General features: G+C 39.3%; 16 protein-coding genes. 14 read left to right on the top strand and 2 right to left on the bottom strand.

What is annotated here, in order from left to right; genetic code table 11:
- Positions 1-21 precede the first annotated feature (21 nt).
- Both lon and HCN_RS01850 read right to left on the bottom strand, forming a co-directional pair.
- Complete coding sequence (lon, locus tag HCN_RS01855) at positions 22-2430, bottom strand: endopeptidase La (protein ID WP_014666383.1); 2409 nt, start codon at positions 2428-2430, stop codon at positions 22-24.
- A gap of 24 nt (positions 2431-2454) precedes the next feature.
- On the bottom strand, positions 2455-3096 hold the full coding sequence (locus HCN_RS01850) for an outer membrane protein assembly factor BamD (protein WP_002957144.1): 642 nt from the start codon (positions 3094-3096) through the stop codon (positions 2455-2457).
- A 134-nt stretch (positions 3097-3230) separates the two neighbouring features.
- On the opposite strand from HCN_RS01850, the gene fliW reads away from it, so the two are divergent.
- The 14 genes from fliW (at position 3231) to HCN_RS01780 (ending at position 16666) form a co-directional block, all read left to right on the top strand.
- Positions 3231-3662 (top strand): flagellar assembly protein FliW, encoded by a 432-nt coding sequence (fliW, locus tag HCN_RS01845; RefSeq protein WP_014666381.1) that lies wholly within the window; start codon positions 3231-3233, stop codon positions 3660-3662.
- Between the two features lie 66 nt (positions 3663-3728).
- A complete protein-coding gene (locus HCN_RS01840) occupies positions 3729-4538 on the top strand; it encodes a pyrroline-5-carboxylate reductase (RefSeq protein WP_014666380.1) in 810 nt (269 codons plus the stop codon).
- Positions 4538-5680 carry a tRNA guanosine(34) transglycosylase Tgt gene (gene tgt / locus HCN_RS01835; protein WP_014666379.1) on the top strand — a complete coding sequence of 381 codons (1143 nt, stop codon included), beginning with the start codon at positions 4538-4540 and terminating at the stop codon, positions 5678-5680. The genes HCN_RS01840 and tgt overlap by 1 nt, the downstream gene beginning before the upstream one ends.
- The gene (gene rbfA, locus HCN_RS01830; RefSeq protein ID WP_002957148.1) at positions 5670-6029 is read left to right on the top strand and encodes a 30S ribosome-binding factor RbfA; all 360 of its coding nucleotides are present in this window, start codon (positions 5670-5672) and stop codon (positions 6027-6029) included. Before tgt ends, rbfA begins: the two co-directional genes overlap by 11 nt.
- A 17-nt stretch (positions 6030-6046) precedes the next feature.
- Entirely contained in the window at positions 6047-6517 is a 471-nt protein-coding gene (locus HCN_RS01825; protein ID WP_002957149.1) for a ribosome maturation factor RimP, read from the top strand.
- Positions 6507-7499: a bifunctional diaminohydroxyphosphoribosylaminopyrimidine deaminase/5-amino-6-(5-phosphoribosylamino)uracil reductase RibD gene (gene ribD, locus HCN_RS01820; RefSeq protein WP_002957150.1), complete on the top strand. Its 993-nt coding sequence runs from the start codon at positions 6507-6509 to the stop codon at positions 7497-7499. The genes HCN_RS01825 and ribD overlap by 11 nt, the downstream gene beginning before the upstream one ends.
- The gene (locus HCN_RS01815; protein ID WP_014666378.1) at positions 7487-8275 is read left to right on the top strand and encodes a tRNA1(Val) (adenine(37)-N6)-methyltransferase; all 789 of its coding nucleotides are present in this window, start codon (positions 7487-7489) and stop codon (positions 8273-8275) included. Before ribD ends, HCN_RS01815 begins: the two co-directional genes overlap by 13 nt.
- Before the next feature lie 96 nt (positions 8276-8371).
- Positions 8372-9799 carry a hypothetical protein gene (locus HCN_RS01810; protein WP_002957152.1) on the top strand — a complete coding sequence of 476 codons (1428 nt, stop codon included), beginning with the start codon at positions 8372-8374 and terminating at the stop codon, positions 9797-9799.
- Between the two features lie 154 nt (positions 9800-9953).
- Positions 9954-10664 carry a UMP kinase gene (gene pyrH / locus HCN_RS01805; protein ID WP_002957153.1) on the top strand — a complete coding sequence of 237 codons (711 nt, stop codon included), beginning with the start codon at positions 9954-9956 and terminating at the stop codon, positions 10662-10664.
- Positions 10665-10728: 64 nt separating this feature from the next.
- The gene (locus HCN_RS01800) at positions 10729-10953 is read left to right on the top strand and encodes a DNA-directed RNA polymerase subunit omega (protein WP_002957154.1); all 225 of its coding nucleotides are present in this window, start codon (positions 10729-10731) and stop codon (positions 10951-10953) included.
- Between the two features lie 9 nt (positions 10954-10962).
- Positions 10963-13113, top strand: coding sequence for a RelA/SpoT family protein (locus HCN_RS01795; protein WP_014666377.1), 2151 nt, complete (start codon positions 10963-10965; stop codon positions 13111-13113).
- Positions 13114-13141: 28 nt separating this feature from the next.
- Positions 13142-14344 carry a tyrosine--tRNA ligase gene (gene tyrS, locus HCN_RS01790; protein WP_014666376.1) on the top strand — a complete coding sequence of 401 codons (1203 nt, stop codon included), beginning with the start codon at positions 13142-13144 and terminating at the stop codon, positions 14342-14344.
- 9 nt (positions 14345-14353) lie between these two features.
- A complete protein-coding gene (locus tag HCN_RS01785) occupies positions 14354-15439 on the top strand; it encodes a nitronate monooxygenase (RefSeq protein WP_002957157.1) in 1086 nt (361 codons plus the stop codon).
- A 9-nt stretch (positions 15440-15448) separates the two neighbouring features.
- Positions 15449-16666, top strand: a complete 1218-nt coding sequence (locus HCN_RS01780) for an N-acetylmuramoyl-L-alanine amidase (protein WP_014666375.1) — start codon at positions 15449-15451, stop codon at positions 16664-16666.
- The last annotated feature ends 10 nt before the right edge of the window (positions 16667-16676 follow it).

Genomic DNA, 16676 nt, shown 5'->3' with positions numbered 1-16676 from the left:
TTGTTTTTGGGGCAGATTCATTTAAGGCAACAAGGCGAGTTTTAGCACTTCTTGTATATCGCTAACGCCGATAATCTCTAGCTTTTGCTGCACCTCTTTGGGAATGTCTTTTAAATCGCGTTCATAGTTTTTTTGCGGAATGATAGCCCTTTGGATTCCAGCCTTGTGTGCGGCAATAAGCTTTTCTTTCAAGCCGCCAATGGCTAAAACCTTGCCTTGTAATGTTAGCTCCCCTGTCATCGCCACACTTGCATTGATTTTAGAATCTGTCAAAATGGAGGCAATCACACACGCCATAGCAATACCCGCACTTGGACCATCTTTTGGCGTAGCACCCTCTGGCACGTGTAAATGTATATCATAGCTTTGATAAATGGGCGTTTTTGAGCTAGTTTTCTTTGCGGTGTTTTTTTGCTTTAAAACCTTATTATCAAGCAGGACTTTCACCACAGAATGCGCAATACGGGCAGATTCTTTCATCACTTCGCCAAGGCTCCCTGTAAGTGTCAATGCCCCCTTGCCCTTAATCTTAATGGCTTCAATCTTTAGCACATCGCCGCCCACACTCGTCCAAGCAAGTCCATTGACTACACCAACGCTATGTTGCTTATCCGCTGGGGAGATTTCAAACACGATTTTATCAAGGAATTCATTTAAGTTTTTTGGCGTGATACTTACAGATTCACTCCCCTTAAGGATTAAAATCGCACTTTTTCGCATAATTTGTGCGATTTTATGTCGCAGACTTCTCACCCCGGCTTCACGCGTATATTTTTCAATTACCTGCTTTAGTGCTGGGGTTGAAATATTTAGCTCATTTTGGCTTAAGCCGTGTTTTTTAAGCTCTTGAGGGATAAGGTATTTTTTTGCAATCTCATACTTTTCTTGTGGCGTGTAAGAAGAGATAGTAATAAACTCCATTCTATCACGCAGGGGGGCTGGGATTGTGGATATATCATTGGCTGTGGCGATGAAAATAGCTTGGGATAAATCCACATCAAAATTTGTGTAATAGTCCCTAAAAGCGTGATTTTGCTCCGGGTCTAGAATCTCAAGCAAAACGCTTGTAGGATCGCCACGATAGCTTCTGCCGACTTTATCAATCTCATCAAGCACAATGAGTGGATTCATCTCTTTTGCTTCAATAAGCCCTTGTATAATGCGTCCGGGCATAGCACCGATATATGTTCGGCGATGTCCCCTTAGCTCATTGACATCTTCTAAGCCCCCAAGAGCGATACGCACAAGCTTTCTTTTAATCGCTTTGGCAATGGAATTTGCAAGGCTTGTTTTCCCAACTCCGGGTGGTCCATAAAAGCATAAAATCGTGCCTTTCTCGCTTTTCTCGTCTTTTTGTTTGCTATTTTTTGTCTCTTTGGCTTGAGTAGATTCTCTTTTGGCAATCAATTCTTTTACCGCAAAATACTCAACAATGCGTTCCTTTGGCTCTTCAAGGGAATAATGATCAATATCTAGCTGTTTGGCTACTTTTTGGATAGAAAGCTTTTGCTTAGCATAAGTGCCAAAAGGAATCTCAAGCACCCATTCAACATAATTTTGCAAAATATTCGCATCGCCACTATCTTGGTGCATACGAGAGAGTCGCTTAATCTGCTTATGCACCTCTTTATAGGCATTTTCACCCATAAAAGGCTTTAGGGCATTAAGCTTTTGTAAATACTGCTCTATCTCCTCATCACGCGTATTATCCGTGCCTAGCTCTTTTTGAATCTGCTTTAACTGCTCTTTAAGGAAATATTCCTTATTGACTTGCTCCATTTTGTTATGGACTTTGTTCTTTATTTCTTTTTGGAGTTTTTGAGCCTGTGTTTCTTCAATAATATAATCAATAAGCCCCAAAATCCGCTCTTCTACATCATCTTTAGCAAAGAGTGTATAGGCTTGATTTTTAGATAGTCGCATAGCTGAAGCGATGAGATCTACAATGCGGTTTGGCTCGGAGTTTTCTTCAATGCTTTTTAGCAAATCTGGCGGAAAATGCCCATCAAGATTGGCTAAATGTCGCAACTTTTCACGCAAAACTTCTAAGAGTGCGTTCATTTTTATCTCATCATACTCCTTATAGTAAATCCTATCTACCTCAACGCTTAGCGGCTCTTTGCTTGATTTTATCACTTTTAGAATCTTGCCACGATACAGCCCTTTAAAAAGCAGTTTTACACGCCCATCAGGCAGGGCTACCTTACGCATAATAGAGCCTATCACGCCCACATCATAAAAGGCTTGATTATCATCACTTCGTGTGGAGCTTATAAAAATAAGGTTATTGCCCTTGATAGCCTTATCAGCGGCTTCAATGTTACTCTCATCACTGATAAAAAGTGGAGCAATCATAAAAGGATAAATAAAAAGCTCATCTTCTATCACAAGGGGCATTACTATGGGAAAATCATTTTCTATATTATTCATTTTTTCTCCTGTATTTTTACATTTTTACCAATTAAAAAGTTTAACATACCAAGGGATATGCGATGGCTTTGGCTTGAATCTTGTCAGCAGCTCTTCATTAATCCGTGAGAGATACTTATCTTTTGCTTCATCTTTATCTTGCTTATCATACACATTGGCGATTGCCTTATATAGCTCAATCTGCCCTAATTGAAACTTAATGTATATGTATTCCACATAAGGCGTATAGCGACTATTTGGATAGCTTTGTAAAAAGTTTTGTGCTTCTTTTATGCTTTGAGCGATAAATTCTTGGTCCTTGCTATAATTTTTAAAGCCATAGAAATTTGTTAGAATCTTCAAATACCGCACATAGTCTTGATTTGCCAATGAAGTGTAGCGTTTAAGATATTCATCAAAATAAAATGCAGCTAAAAGATATTCATCTTTTTCCATATGAGCTTCTCCTAGAATCAGCATAGCTTCTGGCACAAGCGGAGAGTTAATATGCTCACTTTGCAGAGATGAAAAATAGCCATCTGCCCCCTCTAAGTTGCCAAAATTAATCTCTTTGATGATGGATTCATACCAATATGACGCGGGCTTGTTATACTCTACTTCTTTTTTTGCACAGCCAAAAAATATCAAATTTGCAAACAAAAGACACATAAACGCGTAGATTCTCATTAAAAACCTTTAAACTTTGAAAATAAAAATGTATTATACACTTTAGATTCCACTATTTAGTATAAAAACTACATAATTTGTGTTATAATCCGTGCTTCTATCGTGGATATAGCCTAAATTTCTTGGAGAAAATGATGATTTTTGAAGTCAAATCGCCGATTCTAGGGTTTGAAAATGTAACAAAAATGAAACTTGAAAAAATTGATGAGCTATTTATGAAGCTCTATAATGCTGAATATGAAGTGCCTCACTTTACACTTGTGAATCCTTTTTTGCTACGAGAATACGAATTTGATGTGCCTTCAAACATTAAGATTCTGCTTGATTTAAATAATGCCAAAAATATCGCTGTTGCCAATATTATGGTGATTCAAAAGCCTATTGAAAGTTCCACCATAAACTTTCTAGCACCCCTTATTTTTAACTTTGATAATCTCACAATGGCACAAGTTGTCCTTGATAGCACGCAATATCCAATGTATAGCTTAAGTGAATCGATCGGGCAGTATTATAATAAAGAGGAAGCACAAAAAGGCGAAAGTGCCGCTCCTGTAAGAAAAAACTAAATTTAGATTCTATATTCCAAAACAAGCGATCATACACAAAAGCCACAAAATACGCAAAGGTTACAGATGAAACAAACACTTCTTGTTATAGGCTATGGCAATATGGCAAAAGCCATTCTTACGCATAATGACTTCATCGCCTCACATTTTAATGTCTTTCTTACCGGCAGAGATTTACAAAAAGCCAAAGATTGTATCGCTCAATGTGGCATAGAAGCTCAAGTCTATACGCCACAATATCTAGATTCTAAGCCCGTGCTTGATATACAAGATAGCGTTGTTCTGCTTTGCACCAAGCCAAAGGGGCTAGATAGCTTTATTTTTCAAGGCAAGGCTCAATATGTGTATAGTGTGCTAGCCGGGGTTGGTATTGAGACCTTGGAAAAGTGGCTTCAATCTTGCCATATCGTGCGACTTATGCCAAATATCGCCGCTTTTAGTAAAAACTCCGCCACTGCCTTTTATCACAAGTCCTATACACAACAAGCAGATTCAAAAATTAATGCAGAAATCCTTGCATTTTTAGAATCTTTTGGCAAAGCTGTAAGTGTGGATAATGAAGCGTTAATAGAATCTAGCATCGCCACAAGTGGCAGTAGCATTGCTTTCCTTGCTCTCATTGCTGAATCGCTTATAGATGCGGGAATCTTAGAAGGGCTAACCCACGCTCAAAGCCAAGAGTTAGTCAAGCAAACTTTTCTAGGCTTTGCCACAGAGTTAGCTACAAAAAGCCCTAATGAGTTAAAATACGCCATTTCAAGTCCGGGTGGGACGACTATCAGGGGACTAGCCATTTTAGAAGAGCTAGGTGTGCGTGGAGCGTTTATCAAAGCCGCTCACACTGCCGTAGAACACGCACGAGATTCTAAAAAATAATGCAAGTGAATATAGAAGCCAAAGATGGCAAGGCAAGAGCACTCACACTCACTCTTGCTCACTCTATCGTGCAAACGCCTATTTTTATGCCTGTTGGTACGCAAGGCTGTGTCAAAGCCCTTGATAGTCTTGATTTAGCACAGAATCTTAATGCCAAAATTATCCTTGCAAACACCTATCATATGTATTTGCGTGTGGGGATAGAGCGATTAAAAGCATTTGGTGGGATTCATACATTTGCTAACTTTAATGGCAGCTACTTAAGCGATAGCGGTGGATTCCAAGCCTTTAGCTTAAATCAAAATGTCAAGCTTAATGAAAATGGCGTAGAGTTTAAATCCCATATTGATGGCTCTAAGCATTTCTTTTCCCCCTCTTTTGTGTTAGATATTCAATATGCGTTAAATAGCGATATTATGATGGTGCTTGATGACTTAGTAGGGCTTCCAGCAAGTGAGACAAGAATCTTAGATTCTATCAAACGCACAACAGAGTGGGCAAAAGCCTCCCTAGAATACCACGAGATGAAAAAATCTCAAGGTAAAGCGACAACAAACAATCTTTTTGCCATTATCCAAGGTGGCACTAGCCCAAAATTCCGTGAAATATCAGCCACTTCACTTGTAAATCTAGGTGAGTTTGATGGCTTTGCTATCGGCGGACTAGCTGTTGGGGAAAGTAGTGAAGAGATGTATAGCACCATATCCCACACCATACCCTTTATGCCAGAATCTAAGCCGCGTTATCTTATGGGGGTTGGCACACCAGAAAACATTATAGAGGCGATTTATCGTGGGGTGGATATGTTTGATTGTGTAATGCCTACAAGGAATGCTAGGAATGCCACGCTTTTTACGCATTTTGGTAAGATTAACATTAAGGGGGCGAGTTTTGCTAATGACACTTCGCCTATTGATGAAAAATGCTCCTGCTACACTTGCCAAAACTACACAAGAGCCTATCTTTGTCATCTCTTCCGCTCCCAAGAAATTACCTATCATCGCCTTGCTTCATTGCATAATCTCCACTATTATTTGAATCTCGTGCGTGAAGCAAGAGAAGCGATTTTGCAAGGAGCTTTTGCAGCCTATCGCCAAAACTTTTATCAGTTAAGAGAAATGGAAGTCCCAAATGAATATTAAACAACAACGCACAGAATCTTTACTCCAAGAGGTGCTAAGCCTTGCCCTATCCCAGCTCCAAGACCCGCAGATTAATACCCTTATAATCACAGGGGTAAAATGCTCTAAGGGTAAGCAGAGTGCAGAAGTGTATATTGAAGGCACAGATATTTCGCCAAATGAACGCAAAACCATTTTAGAGCAACTCAAAAAAGCTCAAGGAATCTTAAAAGAATATATCCTAAACTCTACGCAGTGGTTTCGTAGCCCAAACTTGATTTTTAAGTTTGATGATACGCTGCATTCTGCGAACAATCTAGATTCAATTTTCGCACAACTAGAGCGTGAGAAACGCACCCCAAAAGAATAAACAAAAAAAGGAATAATATGCTTTCAGCTCAAACCACTCAAAAAATAGAGCGACTCGCCGCTTCTCTTTCACTCTATATTTATGACATTGATTTTTTAAAAGAAGATGAACGCCACATCTTACGCATAAGCATTACAAAAAAAGCTCCTATGCAGAATCTTAGCTCAAAAGATAGCAATGCAGTGAGCTTGCAGGACTGCCAGATTCTAAGTGAGCTACTCTCCCCATTACTTGATGTGGAACATATCAATATGGATAATTATCATTTAGAAGTTAGCTCTCCGGGGTTGGATAGAATCCTAAAAAAGCCCCAGCATTACGCCTTTTCACTTGGCGAAATGATAAGCCTTAAACTCATAGACAAAAGCAGTTTGCAAGGAATCTTAGAAAATGTTAATGACACGGAAATTGCCTTACTTGTGGATAAAGAAAAGATAAATATTCCTTTTTCATCTATCAAAAAAGCAAAGGTTATTTTTGAATTCTAGTGATGATTTGCTTATCAAGCATTGTTGTGATATAGCGTGGGAAGCCCAAACTCTAGCCCTGCCAAATCCAAGTGTAGGTGCTATCATCACGCGTGAAAATGGCGAGATTTTGTCTCGTGGGGTGCATAGCCTAGCTGGTAGCCCCCACGCTGAAGTCATCGCCATCAAACAAGCCTATTTCACACTCACGCAAGATTCTAAGATTTTAAATCTAGAATCTAGCCTTGAACTCCACAACTTCCTTTTACACAACCACAATGGCATTTTTAAAAACCACTCCCTTTATGTGAGCCTAGAGCCTTGCAATCACTATGGCAAAACGCCCCCCTGTGCCAATCTCATAAAAGAACTAGGCTTTGCTAAAGTCGTTATTGGCACAAAAGATTCTCACTCCCTTGCTTCAGGCGGAATGCAAACTTTACAAGAAGCGGGGATACACACAAGCCTAAGCCAGATTCAAAATGAAGCACAAAAACTGCTTTTGCCCTTTGAGATTCTGCGAGAAAAGGGGCGATTTGTGCTGTTTAAAATTGCTATGCGACTTGATGGGAGCTATGTAAATGGGCAAATATCTGCTGAATCTTCACGCATTTTTACGCATAATCAACGCAGTGTGTGTGATTATCTCTGTATATCCGGAGCAACACTTAGAAGTGATAACCCAACGCTTAATGCCAGATATGCCCTGCCCCCTTATGATAAGCATAAACAACCCAAACTCTGCTTATTTTCCAAGCATGAAAATAATCCAAGATTCCATACTTTCCGCAATGCAGAAGAGATTGAGAGTTTAAAAGGCTTTGTTGTGATTGAAGGGGGGCTAAATCTGCTTGGTGCGTTAAGAAAATATATTGATATGCTTTTAGTGCATAAGGCGTTTTTTTGTGTGGATTTAAATTTTACACAAAAAAGCAACGCAATGGACTTTGAGCTTTACCACACAATGAATCTAGGCAAGGATTTGGCTCTATGGCTGCACTAGAGATATACCAGCTCCACAATGGCTACTGCTATAACACCGATAGCCTTATCTTGAGCCACTTTGCTAGGGCTTTTCTCAAATCTAGAATCTCACTCTTAGATGTGGGGGCTGGAAGTGGGATTCTAGGAATGCTCTGTGCTAGGGAGATTCTAAATAAAGCCACGCCACATAAGAATCCACATATCAATCTCCACCTTGTAGAAAAAGATACGCTAATGGCACAATGTGCGAGTTTGAACACAAGGCAGTTTGAATCCAAAATACATTCTCAAGTGCATTGTGTGGATTTCTTAGATTTTCACACCGACATCAAGTTTGATTTTGTCATCAGCAATCCACCCTTTTATGCCAAGGGGGCGTTACAAGGCACAAATATGCGTAAAAATATGGCACGACATCAAAGCTTCCTGCCCTTTCCTGCCCTGCTTGCACATATCAAGCGTGTGATAAAGCCAAATGGGAGCTTATGCCTATGCTATGATGCAAGGGAGCTGCAAACGCTATTTTATGAACTTAGAATCTGCGGGTTTAATGTAGATACACTCCGCTTTGTGCATTCTTTACAAGATAGAGAATCTAGCCTTGTTGTGCTAAGGGCAAAGATTCAAAGCAAATCGCCACTGCGGATTCTGCCGCCACTTTTTACGCATAATAGCACTACTCAAACAGATAATACCGATGAGCTTAAAGCCATTTATGCGTGGGCAAAGACACAAAGCATTAAAATCACGCCTAACGAGCTAGAATCTCTCTACAAAAAAATCCAAAAGATATAAAAAATAGTAGGGATTAGAATCTTTGAGTGTAATTTTGCATTATTTTAAAGGAAGCAAGGTATAATACAACCTTGCTACAATTTTAAAGGGAATGCGATGCTGTATGGAAAAATCATTAATGTAGATTCACAAGCACAAAACGCTCAAGTAGAACAAGACCTTAATAAACGCGTTTTTGACTTTCCTTTTGATGTTTGGGAAGATGAGATAAGTGAGCTGAAAAAGGGCGTTGAAGTAGAATTTGTCGTTGAGATGAAATTAGTTACAAAAATCCATATAAAGCCCAAGCCCATTGACCCAGATGAAATTCCTGTAACAAAATCTGCTCGTGTGTGTATTGAAGAATATTTTGCTAGGGAAAATGAGATTCTAAGCGGATATAGTGATTTTGTGGAGGGGCATTTAAAACTTGATTTTATCCGTATGCGGCGGTTTTTACTCACTGCATATAATGACTTATGTGCGATGGATGCAAATATTGAAAATGATGTGCTTAAAAAGCTTAAACAAGAAGTGCTTCATCTCTCAAAAGAATATCTTAGCTATCACAAAAAGACACAATATGCACTCAACTACGCCTTTGAGATGATTTTTCTCGCCAGACAAACAGAATATAATAAAACAATCACGCACATTGATAAGATTCAAAGCTCGCTTGCCAACGCACAAGCCCAAACCAACGCCCTAAGTGGCACACTCGCAGCAGGGGAAAAAACTCTAGGCAAACGCGATGATAAAGGCAGTAAAGAGTATGCTGAGATTGAAAAAGAAGTCAAGCAAATGCGGAAGCGGTATGTGGATTTACTCAATTTCATAGGGAATCAAAAAGATGCCCTTGTGAGTGAGACAGCTAGGCTCAAGCGGTTTAGAGATGATCATTTTGAGGCTTTTAGTGCCGTTTATACACCAATGACAGATGATATTAAAACGCGTTTTATCGCTCTGCTTGATACAAAAGCATACGATTTTGACACAACACTTTGGAGCAGGGCAAAATACAGCCAAGTTATTAAACATTTTTTTAGAAACTCTCGCATTGAAGGGAGCTTTAGCTCAAAGACATTTTTGCGTTACTTTCTGCGTGGGCTTGATAAGAGTAAGCTCTCACCCAAATCAAAAGAGCTTTTTGATTTATTGCATTACCTAGAAAACACCAACCGCAAAAAGCTTTTAATCGTGCGTGAAACAATGGTAAATATCCTTAAATACCGCCAAGTGATTGAAAAAATAGATTCTAGTTTGCTTATCACTATGGATAATGACCCCATTAACGCCCTTAAAACACTTGCTCAAAATCCGCAAGATATTATTGTTATTGATGAGAAAATCGGCAATGCCAGTGCATTAGGATTCATTAAAACTTATAAAGAAATGCCAACTGCCAATGCAAAAGTCGCCTTTGTCGTGATAGTCCAAGAGCTACCCAAAAGTGAAATCATCTCTAAGGGTAAATTTATGGGCGTGGAGTTTGTCCCAGAGCAAAATATGGATATGCTCTATGACTGCATTCGTATGGCGTTGTAGAATCTTAAATTTGGATTCAAGACATCTTACCGCATAAAATTTAGAATCTTTCATATTTGCAAAGCTCATCATTTGTGGCGTTTGTAAGGGAGTGATTATAGAATAGTTTAAGCTTTTATAGTAGTATGGCAAACTCAAAATCAAAGGATTAGCTATGGACTATAAACGCGTATTAGTAAAATTTTCAGGTGAGGCATTATCGGGTAATAGCGGATTTGGGATTGATGTGAAGATTCTAGAATATATCGCAGGTGAGATAAAAAGCCTTGTGGATAATGGCATTGAAGTAGGCATTGTTATCGGTGGTGGCAATATTATCCGCGGTGTGTCTGCCGCACAAGGGGGCATTATCCGCCGCACGAGTGGGGACTATATGGGTATGCTTGCTACCGTGATAAATGCTGTGGCAATGCAGGAAGCTTTGGAGCATTTGGGTGTAGATGTGCGGGTGCAAAGTGCTTTGGAGATTAAAGAAGTGTGTGAGAGCTACATCTACCGCCGAGCTATTAGGCATTTAGAAAAAGGGCGTGTGGTTGTCTTTGGTGCAGGGACGGGCAATCCTTTCTTTACAACTGATAGTGCAGCGACTTTAAGAGCAGTAGAGATTGGGGCTGATGTCATCATTAAGGCGACAAAAGTTGATGGCGTGTATGATAAAGACCCGCATAAATTTGATGATGCGGTGATGTTAGAATCCATTAGCTATGATGAGGCATTGCGAGATCATATCAAAGTAATGGACGATACGGCTATTGCTCTTGCTAAAGACAATAAGCTGCCCATTCTTGTGTGCAATATGTTTAAAAGAGGGAATCTGCTTGATTTATTGAAATTTGATAAGGGTGTATGCTCAATTGTCAAATAAAAGCAAAGTTAAAATAAAAAAAGGATACAATCCGCAATTTTAAATCCCAAATATAAGGAACACAATGGAAGCATTACGAACAGAGCAAATCGCCGCAAAGGCGTTAAAAAGACTACAAGATGACAGATACTTACTAGCTAATCTCATTTTTGAACGCGTGAAAGAATTAGGCAATGGTGCAGAACCCCTTGTAGATATGGATGTGAAATTACACAAGCTCCCTGATATTGCTATGCGTGAAATTGCTGAAGGCAAGATAGAATTTACTTCCATTGAGGATAAAGAATAGGAAGTAATTTTGGACTTTTTTGCCCAACTCACACAGATTAAAGATACAGAATCTGCACTTAGTAAGCTTAATAATCTCACTACCATCACACCAAAGGTGCAAAAAGCCATAGATTTGGCTATTAACGCTCATCAAGGACAGCTCCGAAAAAGCGGTGAGCCTTATGTTGTTCATCCGCTGTGTGTAGCGTGTATTGTGGCTTTTTATGGAGGCGATGAGACAATGTTGTGTGCGGCATTGCTCCACGATGTGGTAGAAGACACACTCTATTCCCTTGAAGACATACGCAGGGAGTTTGACTGGGATGTTGGACATTTAGTCGATGCACTCACAAAGATTGTGGAGATTCGCAATGAGGAGCTAAGCTCAAATATGAATGAAAAGCTTGCCGCCTCGGCACTAAGCTTTCGCAAAATGCTACTAGCTTCTATCAAAGATATTCGTGCCTTAGTCATAAAAATAAGTGATAGAATGCACAATATGCTAACCCTTGATGCCCTGCCCCCAAAAAAGCAAAAACGCATAGCAGAAGAAACGCTTATGGTATATGCCCCAATCGCCCACCGACTTGGAATCTCTTCACTCAAAAGTGAGCTAGAAGATAAAAGCTTTTTTTATATCTTCCCGCAAGAATACCAAAGCATAGAGCAGTATATCCAAGATAATAATCAATCTATTGCTTTGCGACTCAATGAATTTACACAAAAAGTTTCTACGATTTTATTGCAAAATGGCTTTGCTGAAAGAGACTTTGTGATTGAAAGTCGTGTGAAAAGGTATTATTCAATTTTTCTAAAAATGCAACGCAAGGGCGTGAGTATTGATGAGATTTTAGATTTACTCGCGGTGCGGATTATCGTGCCTACAAGCTTGGAGTGCTACAAGGTGCTGGGGCTTTTACATTTGCAGCTAAAGCCAGTAGTGTCGCGTTTAAAAGACTATATTGCTATCCCAAAAGAAAATGGCTACCAAACCATTCATACGACTATTTTTGAAGGGGCAAGTATCTATGAAGTACAGATTCGCACATTTGATATGCACAAATCCGCTCAATATGGTGTAGCCGCACATTGGAAATATAAAAGCGGTGGGCGAGAGCCAAACTTAGAATGGCTCAATAATTTACAATACCAAAATGACACGATTGAAGAGTTTTATGAGTTAGCAAAAAACGACTTGTATAAAGAAGATATGGTGGTATTCTCCCCTGCTGGAGATATTTATAACTTGCCTGTTGGGGCAGTGGCACTTGATTTTGCCTATGCGGTGCATAGTGATATAGGCGACAAAGCCAAACAAGCCTATATCAATCATCAAAAGGCTTCCTTGCTTCAGCCACTTAAAAATGGCGACATTGTGAGAATCCTAGTCGCAGAAGAGAATGAAAAGATCTCTCCGCGTTGCACTTGGATTGATGCGGTGAAAACATCACGCGCTAAAAATCATATGAGAATCCAGTGTCAAGCTAAACTCAAAGAGATTGATAAAAAAATTGCGTTAAATATCCTGCAAACCATCTTTGATAGCTCAAAGGCGACAATTCTTACTTATCTTAAAGAAAACAAGCTAGATTCTCATATTTATCGTGCAGCAAGTGATTTGACATTTTTAAAAGAAGTAAAAAACAGCATTAAGGGCAACTTTGCACGAGAGGCAAACTTTTTGGGGAAAATTAAAATTAATATGCTGAAGTTTAAAGTCCTAAGCTTTGATAATATCATTTTACATACTAATCGCAATATCAATGAAGTGGTATTTGACTATTGCTGTCACCCAAAGTATGGCGATGATATTTTGGCTATTAAAACCGCACAAAAAGCCTATATCCACCATAAAATGTGTGATAGGGCTATTAATGAAATGGAACAAGGCAGTGAAATGCTGTTTGTGCAGTGGGCAAATGAGCAAAAAATTACCTATAAACTCATCATAGCCTTAGAAAATCAAAAAGGGGCTTTGGCTCATATCTGCGGTGTATTGGCTAAGCTTGATTGCAATATTGTAAGTGTAGATTATGATGTGCTTAATCGCCAGTTTGCTTCATATTGCGAGATTTGCTTTGAAAGCAAAACGCAAGATACAAAGACTTTGAAAGAATCTTTAAGTAAAAAATACAAAATCATTGAATTAAGCAACTTAAAAGATGTGTATTCAAGCTAGAAACTAGACTTTAAGAAAGGAACAAAATATGAGTATAACAGAAGCAATGCAAGAGCTAAAGCGAGGCTGTGTGGAGTTCATAGGAGAAGATTATATCCACACTTTAGTAGAAAGATTCTATAAAAATGGAAAGCGATTTTGCGTTAAAGCTGGATTTGACCCTACCGCACCTGATTTACACTTGGGACACACGGTGCTTTTACAAAAACTTGCTACTTTTCAAAAATATGGTGGCGATGTGAAGTTTTTGATTGGCGATTTTACCGCGACTATCGGTGATCCAAGTGGCAAAAGTGAGACAAGAAAGCCTTTAAGCAAAGAGCAGGTAGAAGCAAATGCTATTACTTACAAAGAGCAGGTTTTTAAAGTGCTAGATCCCAAATACACAGAAGTATGCTTTAACTCAAAATGGCTAAGTGAGCTAGGAGCTGGTGGAATCATACATTTAACTTCAAAGTTTTCAGTGGCGCGTATGCTTGAACGAGATGACTTTACCAAACGCTACAACAACAATCAGCCCATTTCAATGGTGGAATTTATGTATCCATTATTGCAGGGCTATGATTCTGTGGCGTTGGAATGCGATATTGAGCTTGGGGGGAATGATCAAAAGTTTAATCTCTTAGTAGGCAGAAGTTTGCAAAGGAGTTATGGACTAGATAAAGAACAATCGGTGATGACTATGCCTTTGCTTGAAGGGCTTGATGGTGTGAATAAAATGAGCAAATCGCTCAATAATTACATCGGTGTTACTGAATCTGCCAATACAATGTATGCCAAGATTCTAAGCATTAGCGATGAGATGATGTGGCGTTACTATGAGTTGCTTTCATCTCTTAGTTTGCAAGAGATTGCAGAGCTTAAAGCACAAGTGGAAAGCCAAAAAGCACACCCTAAAAGTGTTAAAGAACAACTTGCTTTAGAAATAACGCAACGCTATCATAACATTGATTTAGCAAAAAAAGCTAAAATAGAATTTGACAATGTGTTTAGCAAAGATGAGATTCCTGCGGATTTAGCTACATTTACTTGTGAAAAAGATGAGTGGATAGCTAAAGTGCTTACTTACGCACAACTTTGTGAATCCACCTCTCAAGCGCGCCGAGATATTCGTGCTGGGGCTGTGAAAATCAATAAAGAAAAGATAACTGATGAAAATCTTAAGCTATCATCTGGGGAATACATTGTTCAAATTGGCAAAAGGCGATTTGCAAAAGTGATTATAAAATAAGGATTTGTGATGGGATTACAACCACTTAAAATAGGCAAACACACGATTAAGTATCCAATTTTTCAAGGTGGTATGGGCGTTGGGATTAGCTGGGATAGACTAGCTGGTAATGTCTCTAAAGAAGGAGCACTTGGCATTATCAGTGCTGTTGGCACAGGATATTATCAAAAAATGCAGTTTGTTGAAAAAATCACAAATTCCAAACCATTTGAAGCGATTAATTTTTATTCAAAACACGCTCTCAATGAGATTTTCAAAAATGCGCGTAAAATCTGTGGCAATAATCCACTTGGGGCAAATATACTTTATGCTATTAATGAATATGGTCGCGTGGTGCGTGATGCGTGTGAGGCTGGAGCAAATATCATTGTAACGGGCGCTGGGCTCCCCACAAATATGCCTGAATTTACAAAAAATTTCCCTGATGTCGCTCTTGTGCCGATTGTCTCTTCAGCTAAGGCTTTAAAAATTATCTGTAAGCGTTGGATGGATAGATACGCCAGAATCCCCGATGCAGTCGTGGTGGAAGGACCATTAAGCGGAGGGCATCAAGGATTTAGCTATGAAGATTGCTTTAAAGAAGAATATCAGCTTGAAAATGTCCTGCCCCAAGTGGTAGATGAGGCAGAAAAATGGGGCAATATCCCTGTCATCGCCGCTGGTGGAATCTGGGATAGAAGCGATATTGATAGAATGATGGCTTTGGGTGCTAGTGGTGTGCAAATGGGAACAAGGTGGCTTGGCTCTTTGGAATGTGATGCAGTGGCGTATAGGGATTTAATGCCTTCAGTTACAAAAGAAGATATTGAGCTTGTCAAATCCCCCGTTGGCTATCCAGCAAGGGCGGTGAAAACTGGAATCTTTGATAGATTAGCCCAAGGCAATGCACCAAAAATACGCTGTATCAGCAACTGCGTCTCACCCTGCCATAGAGGCGTGGAGGCAAAAAAAGTGGGCTACTGCATAGCAGATTCACTAGGGCGAGGCTTTATGGGTGATAGAGAGCAAGGGCTATACTTTACAGGGGCGAATGGATATAGAATCCAAAAGATTCAGCCGGTAAAAGAAATCATTGCCGAACTAGTGCGAGATTAGGGCTTGATATTGCGGATTATAGCGATTATTGCATTTATTGCTGTATGTGTGTTTGGGGAGCATCGCATTGTTAAAATGGTGCCTTTTGGCGATGGGAATCTTAAAATCGTATTCGCACAAGATATTGCTAACCTCAAATGGGAAGTGAAAAAACTCCAAGATAATAGGTATTTTGTTGATTTCGAAGCAAATCTCACTATTCCAAAGCGGAATTTTATTTTCAAAGATAATTCAACCTTGCAAGTGGCACAAAATACGCCAAAAATTGTAAGAATTGTCATCAACACACAGCCAAAATCCCAATATGAACTCATCAAAGAAAAAGAGAATCTCTATATTTTCATTAAACCAAAAAACAAATCTAGTAGCACTCCACAAAGCCTAGATTCAAAAAATACACAGTCAAAGCCAACAAGCCCATCACAAGCCCAACAGCCTAGCACAAAAGCAGAAGCCACAACAGAATCTAAAGATAAAGCCAAACAAAAAGACGATGAAATTGCCACAAAAGACACGCAACCGCCAAAAGAACAAAAAGGCAAAATTGGGGCTGGAAAAAAAATTGTTGTTGATGCAGGACACGGCGGCAAGGATTGTGGCACAAAGAGCGTGGAAGGGATATGTGAAAAAGTCATCGTGCTTGAAGTGGCCAAACTACTTACACAAGAGCTTAAAAATCGTGGATACATTGTATATATGACACGAAATAGTGATGTGTATATTGACTTGCGAAAACGCACAGAATTTGCCAATGGGAAAAATGCGGATTTGTTTGTATCCATTCACGCTAATTCAATGCCAAAAGATTCTCCTAAAACGCCAAGTGGCGTAGAGACTTACTTTCTCTCTCCTGCTAGAAGTGAGCGTGCCGAACAAGTGGCAAAGGCAGAAAACCAAGGCGATATTGAAACAATGAGCCATTTTGCTACGAAATCATTTTTAAATACCATCAGTAGCTTTCATCTTGTTGCTTCACACAAACTTGCTATTGAGATTCAATCAGGCATACTCAATATTGTAAAGCAAACACATAATACCCACGATGGAGCTGTAAGGGAAGGTCCTTTTTGGGTTTTGGCTGGAGCATTAATGCCTTCCGTCCTTATTGAAATTGGTTATGCTTCACACAAAGATGAAGGGAAGCTTATTGCCAAAAAAGAATATCAAAAATTTCTAGCACTTGGTATTGCCGATGGTATAGATGGTTATTTTCTAAGAAACTATTAAAAGGATATAA

It is taken from the genome of Helicobacter cinaedi PAGU611, assembly GCF_000284635.1.
In the GTDB taxonomy this organism is placed as follows: domain Bacteria; phylum Campylobacterota; class Campylobacteria; order Campylobacterales; family Helicobacteraceae; genus Helicobacter_C; species Helicobacter_C cinaedi.
This window is presented reverse-complemented; position numbering and strand designations above follow the sequence as displayed.

Excerpts from the sequence above, each read along its gene's own strand:
- lon (WP_014666383.1), bottom strand. The coding sequence starts at position 2,430 with ATGAATAATATAGAAAATGATTTTCCCATAGTAATGCCCCTTGTGATA.
- HCN_RS01850 (WP_002957144.1), bottom strand. The coding sequence starts at position 3,096 with ATGAGAATCTACGCGTTTATGTGTCTTTTGTTTGCAAATTTGATATTT.
- fliW (WP_014666381.1), top strand. The coding sequence starts at position 3,231 with ATGATTTTTGAAGTCAAATCGCCGATTCTAGGGTTTGAAAATGTAACA.
- HCN_RS01840 (WP_014666380.1), top strand. The coding sequence starts at position 3,729 with ATGAAACAAACACTTCTTGTTATAGGCTATGGCAATATGGCAAAAGCC.
- tgt (WP_014666379.1), top strand. The coding sequence starts at position 4,538 with ATGCAAGTGAATATAGAAGCCAAAGATGGCAAGGCAAGAGCACTCACA.
- rbfA (WP_002957148.1), top strand. The coding sequence starts at position 5,670 with ATGAATATTAAACAACAACGCACAGAATCTTTACTCCAAGAGGTGCTA.
- HCN_RS01825 (WP_002957149.1), top strand. The coding sequence starts at position 6,047 with ATGCTTTCAGCTCAAACCACTCAAAAAATAGAGCGACTCGCCGCTTCT.
- HCN_RS01815 (WP_014666378.1), top strand. The coding sequence starts at position 7,487 with ATGGCTGCACTAGAGATATACCAGCTCCACAATGGCTACTGCTATAAC.
- HCN_RS01810 (WP_002957152.1), top strand. The coding sequence starts at position 8,372 with ATGCTGTATGGAAAAATCATTAATGTAGATTCACAAGCACAAAACGCT.
- pyrH (WP_002957153.1), top strand. The coding sequence starts at position 9,954 with ATGGACTATAAACGCGTATTAGTAAAATTTTCAGGTGAGGCATTATCG.
- HCN_RS01800 (WP_002957154.1), top strand. The coding sequence starts at position 10,729 with ATGGAAGCATTACGAACAGAGCAAATCGCCGCAAAGGCGTTAAAAAGA.
- tyrS (WP_014666376.1), top strand. The coding sequence starts at position 13,142 with ATGAGTATAACAGAAGCAATGCAAGAGCTAAAGCGAGGCTGTGTGGAG.
- HCN_RS01785 (WP_002957157.1), top strand. The coding sequence starts at position 14,354 with ATGGGATTACAACCACTTAAAATAGGCAAACACACGATTAAGTATCCA.